This is a genomic window from Kineococcus xinjiangensis, from assembly GCF_002934625.1.
GTDB lineage: Bacteria > Actinomycetota > Actinomycetes > Actinomycetales > Kineococcaceae > Kineococcus_A > Kineococcus_A xinjiangensis.
Genome location: NZ_PTJD01000029.1, coordinates 1 through 8908, shown reverse-complemented (window position 1 = coordinate 8908; position 8908 = coordinate 1). Strand labels below are relative to the sequence as shown.

Below are 8908 nucleotides of genomic sequence, written 5' to 3'. Positions count from 1 at the left end.
TCACGCAACTCCGCGGGGTAACGCTTGGACGTGCTCCCTGACATGACTCCATCCTTCCCAAGGAACGGAGTCTCCGGACTCGCCGGGGCGGTTCACCCACGAGGAGGTCACCGACGCGAGCCGCGCCGCTGATCTGGGTGTTTCCATTGCGATGGGTGTGGGCTGCCCAGGTCTGGTCCGCCCCTGGAATGGCAAGGTCGAACGGCTCGAAGTCCTCGGTGAAGCGGCAGACGCCCCAGTTGCCGACGAGGGCGTCGAAGGTCATCGGACCTCCGCCGGTCCGGCGCCCGGTCACGGCTACTTCGATCAACTCCTGCTCAGGGTCCGACTGATTCGCGCCGATCCAGGCGAACTGGCGTCCGGCCACCATCGGTGGGTTGAAAGCCAGCGGGCCGCATGCCTGACCCGGCACCGTCGGGCTGTTGGGGTACTGGCCCGAAGCGCCCAGACGCGTCATGCCCGCAGGAAGGGCGGCCTCTGTCCGTGTCATGTCGGGGATGTCGTAGGCGACGGGCAGGTTCGGGTCGGTCAGATCGGATGCCTCCGTCGGCGGGGCATCCGACGGTGAAGCTGCCGCTGTCGGGCCCGTGATGGTGACCGTCTGGGCCGGAGGCACTGTTGTGCTCTGGCGCGTAGAAGGCGGCGGCGTCGTGGAGGTTCGCCAGGCCTGCACGGCGATCGGAACGGCAGCCGCGATGACGAGCGCTGCGCCGACGAGTTGAAGGCGTCGAGTGCGGTGATGGCGTGATCGAGTGCCTGCAGCGCGACTTGGCTCATCTGCCGACTCGCTGTGCTTGTCCTCGGCGGAGGCGTCCATGGTGTCCTTCTCGTTGAGGGTCGCCGGCTCCGCTGGCACTGCCCTCGGCACTCGGCCCTGCTTCCGCGCCGATCCTAGGCCGGCCCGGTTGCACCCCAGTGCCTCCGATGCGGCTGGTTCCGGCCGAGCAAATGTCGATGATCTGCAAAGACCGGGAGACGTGAACCTGCGAGAACCATGCCGGCGGGCCGGCGCGTCGTCAGTGGCATCAAGTCGCTACTGACAAAGGCTCACTAACAGCTTGTTTCAGTATGACTTGCTGGGGCGGTGAGGTGAGAGCAGCCTGGTGGCATGGCCGAGGTCGTGGTGCCCGATCGGGTTGCGGAGCTGGTGCCGGACGCGTTGTGGGAGCGGGTGCAGCCGCTGCTGCCTGAGCGTCCGCCGCGCCGGCACCGCTACCCAGGACGCCTGCCGCGCGATGACCGCGCGGCCTTTGGCAGGCATCGTCCACGTGCTGATCACCGGCTGCACCTGGGCGCAGGTTCCCACTGAGCAGTTCGGCTGTTCAGGGGTGACGTGCTGGCGGCGGCTGCGGGACTGGACCGAGGCGGGCGTGTGGCCCCACCTGCACCAGGTCCTGCTCGATGAGCTGCGTGCGGCGGGAAAGCTGGACCTGGAGACCGCGGTGGTGGACGGCTCGCACGTGCGGGCCCTCAAGGGGGGGCTCACACCGGCCCTTCACCGGTAGACCGCTCCCGCAACGGCTCCAAGCACCACCTCCTCACCGATGCAGGCGGGGTTCCCCTCGTCGTGACGCTGACCGGCGGCAACCGCCACGACGTGACCCAACTGCTGCCCCTGGTCGATGCCTTCCCGACCGTGCGCGGCATCCGCGGCCGGCCACGACTGCGCCCGGACTACCTCTACGCCGACCGCGGCTACGACTTCGACGTCTACCGCCGCGCCCTTCGAGCCCGCCGCATCGTGCCCCGCATCGCCCGCCGCGGCAGCGCCCACGGATCCGGCCTCGGCGCCCGACGCTGGGTCGTCGAGCGCACCTTCGCCTGGCTGCACCAGTTCAAGCGCCTCCGCACCCGCTACGAAGTCCGCGCCGACCTACACCTCGGCCTGTTGCAGTTGGCCTGCGTGCTCATCTGTTACCGCAAGCTCCCACCGTCATAGTGAGGCGAGCTGATACAGCATTGATGAGACCGTCCCCGGCGCACTGCAGGTGACGGCATACGGCATCTGGTCAGGCCCGGATCCACCGGGACGGTAGATCGGTGGCGCGTGGGATGTTGTCACCCTCCACAGATGAGGCGACGTACTACCGTCGGGGTCGACGGACCGGCGTGGTGCGGGAATGGGAGGCGGCGGTGTCGCTGGAGCACCTGCTGCTGCCTGGGTGCACGCAGGACGTGCGCGATGAGGAGCTGGAAGCGTTGTGGGTGGCCCTCGTCCATCAGGCGGTGAGACGGGCCGGGGGCCGCGTGGTGGGCCCTGTGACGCGACCCCAGATGGCGCAGAGCTACTACGCGATCCAGACCCTGGCAGCGGACGGCGTGGAGATCCGGATCTTGCTCCATGCCATGGGGCGGTTGGTCGCCGCTGCGCGGTGCGACAGCAGCGTCTACGTTCTCGCCTTCATGCCCGTTCCCGAAGGGCACCTCTTCACCATGGCCGGCTTGCGCGTCGCAGCACCGGAAGAGCTGGACGCGCCCTTCGAGGCAGACGTCACCTCATGGCCCAAGCTTGAGCGCGACGACATTAAATACCACAAGCCTGAGCGCGTCGGCGACGTCCTCTTCAGCTGGTTCGACTGACCCGCCTGATGCGCTCAGTAACCTTGCGCTTCATAGTGAAACAAGCTGTAAGCCTTTCCCAGTAGCGACCGGTCGCTACTGGGAGAGGCTTGTGGCAGCAGTCGCCCGCATACCCTTCAGTCGCACCGTCGCTGAGCCACGAGGGTCCCGACACGGCGTGACACGTCCGCGGCCCTATGAAGTGCGCACCAGCTACACCCCGTCCTGTGAGATCACGAAAGTGCGAGGTCGCCTCGAGGAGATCAAGCGCCAGACTGCGTGCTCCTCGACCGAACCTATCCATGTTGAGAAGTCGACGACGGAGCCGCGAAACCACCAGCTCGTCTCGCGCGCCGCGGAAGCCAACTCGTCATCGGAGTCATACAGGTAGTCCATCGACACTTGAACGTAGCCGCCACATTCACCACCTGAATCGATCATCTCGAGCTGACGAGTGATCCCGACGCTAAAAGTAGGCTCAGGCCAGATGTTGAAGGCGCCGTACTGGAATAGGAAACCGTCGGAATCCTCCGAAGTTGGCACATCGAATCGCACCGCCTCGAAGCGCGTAATTAGGGAGAAGAACTGCGCCAGCGACGGAGGGTCGTCGACCTCACCCTGCAGTTGACGAAGGCGGCGAGCCACATCGGCGGCGCTCCCTACGGGGAACTCGGTAGCCATTCGGAGACGAAGCCTTTCGTGGTGACCAGATGATCAACGCTGATGCTAGGGACGATGGGGGGCAACGGGGCCCGAGCGGTCACGATCCCCAGTGACGAAGCATGGACGCCTGACTCGCTGGAGCCCACGTGCTGTTCTACCGCGCCATCTCGACGTGCCCGTCGAGCTCGCCTACGACCTCGCCGCCCTACTGCGCGCCCACCGTGCCCGGATCGGCACCCGCAAGGGCAGACGGGCATTGGGCTGCTACCAGCAGGCCGTCCTGGCTCTGCGGTGGTTCCGCGACGCCACCCGCATCACGGCCCTGGCCCGGGATGCGGGGATCGGCCTGGCCACGGCCTATCGATATCTCCACGAGGTCATCGTCGTCCTCGCCGCACAGGCCCCCGACCTGCATGAGGTGCTCGCCGAGGCACTACACAGCGGCGCGGACCACGTACTCCTGGACGGGACCCTCATCCTGTGCGACCGGGTCAACGAACCGCACCGGCACAGCGATCGGTGGTACTCCGGCAAACACCACCGCCACGGCGGCAACGTTCAAGTCCTCTGCGCTACGGACGGAACACCGATCTGGACCTTACCCGTGGAGCCTGGCTCCACCCACGACCTCACCGCCGCCCGCCGACACGCACTCCCCGCCTCGTACCCCACGGCCACAAGAGGCCTGCCGCTGTTGGCCGACAAGGGGTACATCGGTGCAGGTGCCGGCATCCATGTCCCCGTGCGCCGTCCCGGCGGCCGGCAGGTCCTTGACCCGGTCACGCGAGGATGGAACTCGTACGTCAACAGCTACCGTGCCCCGGTCGAGCGAGGCATCGCCGTGCTGAAGAAGCGATGGAAGGCTCTCCAGCACGTCAGCCTCTGCCCCCAGCGCATTGGCGACATCGTCGCCGCAACCCTCGTCCTCACCATCCATGAACACCGCTACTGACAAAGGCTCAGTGAGGTTTTGTCAGTAGCGGTTCTCTAGGCTGCTGAGGACCAGGGCCGTGGCGATGATCGCGCTGATGCGCGATGGGCAGAGGGTGACGCGGGCCAGGGCTCGCCAGCGGGTTTTGAGGTGGGCGATGCCGTGCTCGACGAAGGCCCCTGCGGAGCTGACGTAGGAGTTCCAGCTGAGGGTGGTCGTGTCGAGGACTTGACCGCGGCCAGGTCGGCGGACGGGGACCCGGATGCCGGCTCCTGCGCCGGTGTAGCCCTTGTCCGCGAGGGTGGGGACGCCATGGCGGGCGGCGGCGTAGAGCGCCGGCAGGGCGTGAACGCGGGCCGCTGTGAGGTCGTGGGTGCTGCCTGGCTCGACGGGTGACACCCAGAGCGGTCGCCCATCGGCATCGGTGAGCACTTGGACAAGACCGCCGTGGCGGCGGTGCTTTCCGGAGTACCAGCGGTCGCGCTGCCCGCCGGGGTCGTGGACGCGGTCGGTGTCGATGAGGGTCCCGTCCAGCAGTAGGTGCTCCTCGCCGCGCTTCACCGCTGCGGTGACGACATCGGGGAGGTCAGGTGCCTCAGCGGCGAGCACATCCAAGGCCTCGTGCAGGTAACGGTACGCCGTCTTCAATGCGATCTTGTTGTCGCGCGCCAAGTCGGCCACGGCGGCACGCTGGCGCATGAAGCGCAGTAGCAGCACCGCCTGGGCGAAGCATCCCAGCGCCCGCCGGCCGCGCCGGGTGCCGATCCGGGTGCGATGCGCGAGCAACTTGCGGGCGATGGCCTGAGCGAGGTCCCGAGAGACATCGAGGCTGGCGCAGTAGAAGAGCACGTGGAGTCCTGACGGGCATGGCGGTTGACGGCCTCGCTGACTGGGGACGTCAGCCGAGTAACCGCCTTCCGCGCAGGGTTGTGCTCGTGCGGATGGCGCGAGTGGGGTTTGGGACAAGGCAGGTCATACCTCCTTGCTTATGCAGGTAGATGCCTGCATGATTGGTCCATGACCGGTGACGACCTAGGACCGGTGTTCAAGGCGCTGGCCGATCCGACCAGGCGCCTGCTGCTGGACCGTCTCCGCCGCAGGGACGGGCAGACCCTCACCGAGCTCTGCGAGAGCCTCGACATGGCGCGCCAATCGGCGACGCAACACCTCAATCTCCTCGCCGAGGCCAACCTGGTCACCGCGGTGCGACGAGGGCGAGAGCGATTGCACTACCTCAACGCCGCGCCGATCTACGAGATCGGTGAACGCTGGATCGCCACGTACGACGCCCCGCGATTGGCCACCCTCAGCGCTATCAGGCACCGAGCAGAAGAGGAGCATCCGATGACCGATACCCGGACGATCGTCACTGGAACCACCGACACCGCAATGACCGTGCCGACGTACGTCTACGTCACCTACATCCGCGCCAGGAGCGAGGACGTCTGGCAAGCCCTGACCGACGCCGATCTGACCGCACGCTACTGGGGACATGCCAACGTGTCGGACTGGCAAGCAGGCTCCCCGTGGGAGCACCGGCGGGTGGACGGTTCCGGCGCTGTAGACGTCACCGGCAAGGTGCTCCAGGCGCAGCCGCCGACGCGGTTGGTGATCACGTTCGAGGACTCCGAGGAGGAGCGGGCGACCGGACCGTCCGTCGTCACGTTCCTCATCGAGCCGCACGAGGGCATCGTCCGGCTCACCGTGACCCACGAGAACCTCCCGAACACCGACATGCTGAACGGGATCTCGCGCGGCTGGCCTGCTGTGCTCGCCAACCTCAAGTCCCTGATGGAGACCGGCGACGTCCTGCCCGCGGCACCGTGGGACATGCCGCAGAGGCCCGGCGCATGACCACCGAGCTGTTGCACCGGGCCACCGACTACGCACGGGGTGTCCTCTCGGAACTGACGGACGACGACCTACGCCGGCCGACGCCGTGTGAGGGCTGGGATGCGGGCAGGGTGGTGCTGCACCTGGCCGACGTCATCGACGGCCTCATCGGGCTGCTCGAGAACGGGGAGCTCGCCCTCCCGCAGCCACCGCGGATCAATGATCCCGACCCTGTGGCGATCGTGGATGAGCGACTGGTGGAGCTGGAGCGAGCTCTCCACGTCGGGGCGGGTGCGAAGAGGGTCGATCACGCGTTGCTGGCCGGTGCGATCGAGCTGACGACACACGGCTGGGACATCGGCGTGGCATGCGACCGCGCCCACCGGATCCCAGATTCACTGGCCGAGGAGGTGCTCGCGCAAGTCTCAGCAGTGCTCCACGTCGACGCGCGCGGTGCGAACTTCGCCGCGCCCGTTGACACCGCCCGCGACGCCCCTGCGAGCGATCGCCTCATCGCCTTCCTCGGCCGGGTACCCAGGCACTGAGGCGTCAATAACTCACCGGCCCTACTGACAAAGGCTCAGTAAGCCTTTGTCAGTAGCGACCAGCCGCTACTGACAAAAGCTCACTGTGCTCAAGCAGGCGCGCGCCCGACAGGTGGAGCTGGCCCGGTCCCACCCGGGCACCTGAGTAGGCCTCCGCGTCGGCCGATCCCGCGGGACGAGGCCCTGTCACGCCCTCCGCACCTCGTGCGCCGGGAACCACTCGCCCCTCGCGAGGCCCTACACGTCAACGCACACGGCGTTCGTCGTCCATGCGTCAGCGAAGCCGTGAACCTCCACCGGACCCGAGTCCGACCAGACCAGCCGCACGACGACCTCGCCGGGCTCCGGGGCGTCCGTCCATTCCGCTGATACCCGACCGCCGAGCGAGTTGGTCAGCCGGTGAGCGGTGAGCAGCGCGACGTCGAACACGGTGCGCACCATGGCGGGCCGGTCCGACAGGACCGCGCGGCGCTAACGCGCCCAGCGTGCGCGACGACCTTGTCACCATGACCAGGGCGCAGTTCCTCGCGAGTGACGTAGGAGGCCTCAGAGGCGCTCCACGCGATCGGCTTGCGGGCCCCGGTCGCTCTGACGCACTGTGTACCGGACTCGGTCGCCCTGCTGCAGCGGTTCCGACCCTGCGACCACGGACACGTGGACGAACAGGTCGTCACCTCCGGCGTCCGGGGTGATGAACCCGAACCCGCGGTCGCCGTCGTAACGTGCAACGACGCCCTCACCGGCGCGTGCAGGCACGCCCCGTGACCCCGGCTCCCTCCTCCCGGTGCGTGCCGGCCCGGCCGGTGCCGGCTGTCGCGGTGGCGGTGCGGGCTCGGCCCGTCGAACGAGCTGCACGTCGCGGGCCTGTGGGCCCTTGTCGCCGCTGACCACCGCGTACGCCACGCGGTCGCCCTCGGTCAACCAGGTGAGCCCCTCGGGCAGGGATCGGGCGTGGACGAAGACGTCCCCGGCGCCGGAGTCGGGGGCGATGAAGCCGAAGCCCTTGTCCTCGTCGTACCAGGAGACGGTGCCGTCCGCCCCGTCGGCACCGCCGGCCCCGTCCGCACCGCCGGCCCCGACGGGCAGGCCGACCCCCGGCCCCAGCGGGACCACGTGCGCCGCCTGCGGGCCGCGCTCGCCTTCGACGACGACGAAGGCCACCCGGTGCCCCTCGGTGACCACGCCGCCCGTGACGATGGCAGAGCTGTGCACGAAGATGTCGGGGCCTCCGCCGTCCGGCGAGGCGAACCCGTACCCCTTGGTCGGCTCGTACCAGTTGACCGTGCCGAGCAGGCCCACGGCGCCGCCGGCGGTCGCCTCGGAGGTGACGCGGACGCGCAGCGCCTGGGGACCGCGGTCGTTCTCGCCGGCCTCGAACTCGACGGTCTGGCCCTCGCGGAGCACCGTCGGCCCTCCGTCCTCGACAATCGCGGAGGCGTGCACGAACACGTCTGGTGAGCCGTCCTCGGGCGCGAGGAAGCCGAACCCCCGTTCAGCATCAAACCAGCGGACGGTCGCGTGCGGCATGGCAAGCTCCAGGTCGGAAGAGCGGGCAATGCTCTCAGTCTCGCTGACGGCGTCGCGCCCGGGACCACTGGGACCGGCCACGGGTCAGCCCACGGTCAGGGCGTCGCAGGCGCCAGCAGGCGCGTGGCGGTCGCGAATGACCCGGACGCCGCCTCGTCCGCGCCGGCCCGCGAGCGCACCTCGTCCGGGACCACCCGTCACGGGCACAGTGAGCCTTTGTCAGTAGCGGTCGACCGCTACTGACAAAGGCTCAGTGACCTCCATTCCTGATCATGCTCTCGGGAGATGCTCTCCGCATCGAAGACACCGAGGACTGTCCCGGAGGAGCTGGCTGCCACATGTAGTCACCGTTCACCCTGCACCAATGACCCCGATCTGCGTTGAGCTCAACATCCGACTTTGACGGTGAGGATGAAGATGGTCGTGCAGCTGTCGGGTCTGACCTCGACTTTGACCGACTCCACTCCGGTGGATGTCTTCATTGGGGTCTGCTGCATGATTCGGTGACGCCGACGCCAGCTGGTACCGCCTCAGCCTTCACGACATCGCTTCGTCGGCCCGTGCTGATGCGGGCTGACTGCGTCGGCGGGAGCGGGGATCCGGGGTCAGCGGGGGATGGCGACCTGGCCGGTCCTGGCGGCGCGCTTGGCTGCGTACATCCGCTCGTCGGCGGTGCCCATCAGTTCGTCGGCGGTGGTGCCGCGTCCGCCCAGGGCGGTGCCCGCGCTGGTGCCGACCCGGACCCGGTGGCCGGTGACGGTGAACTCCGGCACCAGGGCCTTGCGGATCCGCCCGGTCATCCGGTCCAGCACGGCCGGTGAGGCCCCGGTGGGCACCAGCACCACGAACT

General features: G+C 68.2%; 9 protein-coding genes and 2 pseudogenes. 5 read left to right on the top strand and 6 right to left on the bottom strand.

The window, feature by feature from the left end; genetic code table 11:
* A pseudogene (locus CLV92_RS21200) lies at nt 1–817 on the bottom strand (hypothetical protein); the annotation flags it as partial.
* 291 nt (nt 818–1108) lie between these two features.
* On the opposite strand from CLV92_RS21200, the pseudogene CLV92_RS20660 reads away from it, so the two are divergent.
* Both CLV92_RS20660 and CLV92_RS20655 read left to right on the top strand, forming a co-directional pair.
* A pseudogene (locus tag CLV92_RS20660) lies at nt 1109–1939 on the top strand (IS5 family transposase).
* A gap of 194 nt (nt 1940–2133) precedes the next feature.
* Complete coding sequence (locus tag CLV92_RS20655; RefSeq protein ID WP_146099716.1) at nt 2134–2580, top strand: hypothetical protein; 447 nt, start codon at nt 2134–2136, stop codon at nt 2578–2580.
* Between the two features lie 192 nt (nt 2581–2772).
* Here the strand turns inward: CLV92_RS20655 and CLV92_RS20650 are convergent, their stop codons facing one another.
* Nucleotides 2773–3240, bottom strand: a complete 468-nt coding sequence (locus CLV92_RS20650; RefSeq protein WP_104435956.1) for a hypothetical protein — start codon at nt 3238–3240, stop codon at nt 2773–2775.
* Between the two features lie 154 nt (nt 3241–3394).
* Between CLV92_RS20650 and CLV92_RS20645 the strand changes: the two genes are divergently transcribed.
* Nucleotides 3395–4174 carry a transposase family protein gene (locus CLV92_RS20645; protein ID WP_104435954.1) on the top strand — a complete coding sequence of 260 codons (780 nt, stop codon included), beginning with the start codon at nt 3395–3397 and terminating at the stop codon, nt 4172–4174.
* Nucleotides 4175–4195: 21 nt separating this feature from the next.
* Here CLV92_RS20645 and CLV92_RS20640 read toward each other — a convergent pair whose 3' ends face one another.
* Nucleotides 4196–5002 (bottom strand): transposase family protein, encoded by an 807-nt coding sequence (locus CLV92_RS20640; RefSeq protein ID WP_104435952.1) that lies wholly within the window; start codon nt 5000–5002, stop codon nt 4196–4198.
* A 168-nt stretch (nt 5003–5170) separates the two neighbouring features.
* Between CLV92_RS20640 and CLV92_RS20635 the strand changes: the two genes are divergently transcribed.
* The gene (locus CLV92_RS20635; RefSeq protein ID WP_104435950.1) at nt 5171–6007 is read left to right on the top strand and encodes an ArsR/SmtB family transcription factor; all 837 of its coding nucleotides are present in this window, start codon (nt 5171–5173) and stop codon (nt 6005–6007) included.
* On the top strand, nt 6004–6531 hold the full coding sequence (locus tag CLV92_RS20630) for a TIGR03086 family metal-binding protein (RefSeq protein WP_146099715.1): 528 nt from the start codon (nt 6004–6006) through the stop codon (nt 6529–6531). Before CLV92_RS20635 ends, CLV92_RS20630 begins: the two co-directional genes overlap by 4 nt.
* A 237-nt stretch (nt 6532–6768) precedes the next feature.
* Here CLV92_RS20630 and CLV92_RS20625 read toward each other — a convergent pair whose 3' ends face one another.
* The 3 genes from CLV92_RS20625 to CLV92_RS20615 form a co-directional block, all read right to left on the bottom strand.
* Nucleotides 6769–6960, bottom strand: a complete 192-nt coding sequence (locus CLV92_RS20625; protein WP_146099714.1) for a hypothetical protein — start codon at nt 6958–6960, stop codon at nt 6769–6771.
* Nucleotides 6961–7077: 117 nt separating this feature from the next.
* Nucleotides 7078–8058, bottom strand: coding sequence for a cold-shock protein (locus CLV92_RS23165; protein WP_104435946.1), 981 nt, complete (start codon nt 8056–8058; stop codon nt 7078–7080).
* 605 nt (nt 8059–8663) lie between these two features.
* Nucleotides 8664–8908: diguanylate cyclase domain-containing protein (locus CLV92_RS20615; protein WP_146099713.1), on the bottom strand; the 245-nt coding region annotated here is incomplete at its 5' end.

Excerpts from the sequence above, each read along its gene's own strand:
- CLV92_RS20650 (WP_104435956.1), bottom strand. The coding sequence starts at position 3,240 with ATGGCTACCGAGTTCCCCGTAGGGAGCGCCGCCGATGTGGCTCGCCGC.
- CLV92_RS20635 (WP_104435950.1), top strand. The coding sequence starts at position 5,171 with ATGACCGGTGACGACCTAGGACCGGTGTTCAAGGCGCTGGCCGATCCG.
- CLV92_RS20630 (WP_146099715.1), top strand. The coding sequence starts at position 6,004 with ATGACCACCGAGCTGTTGCACCGGGCCACCGACTACGCACGGGGTGTC.
- CLV92_RS23165 (WP_104435946.1), bottom strand. The coding sequence starts at position 8,058 with ATGCCGCACGCGACCGTCCGCTGGTTTGATGCTGAACGGGGGTTCGGC.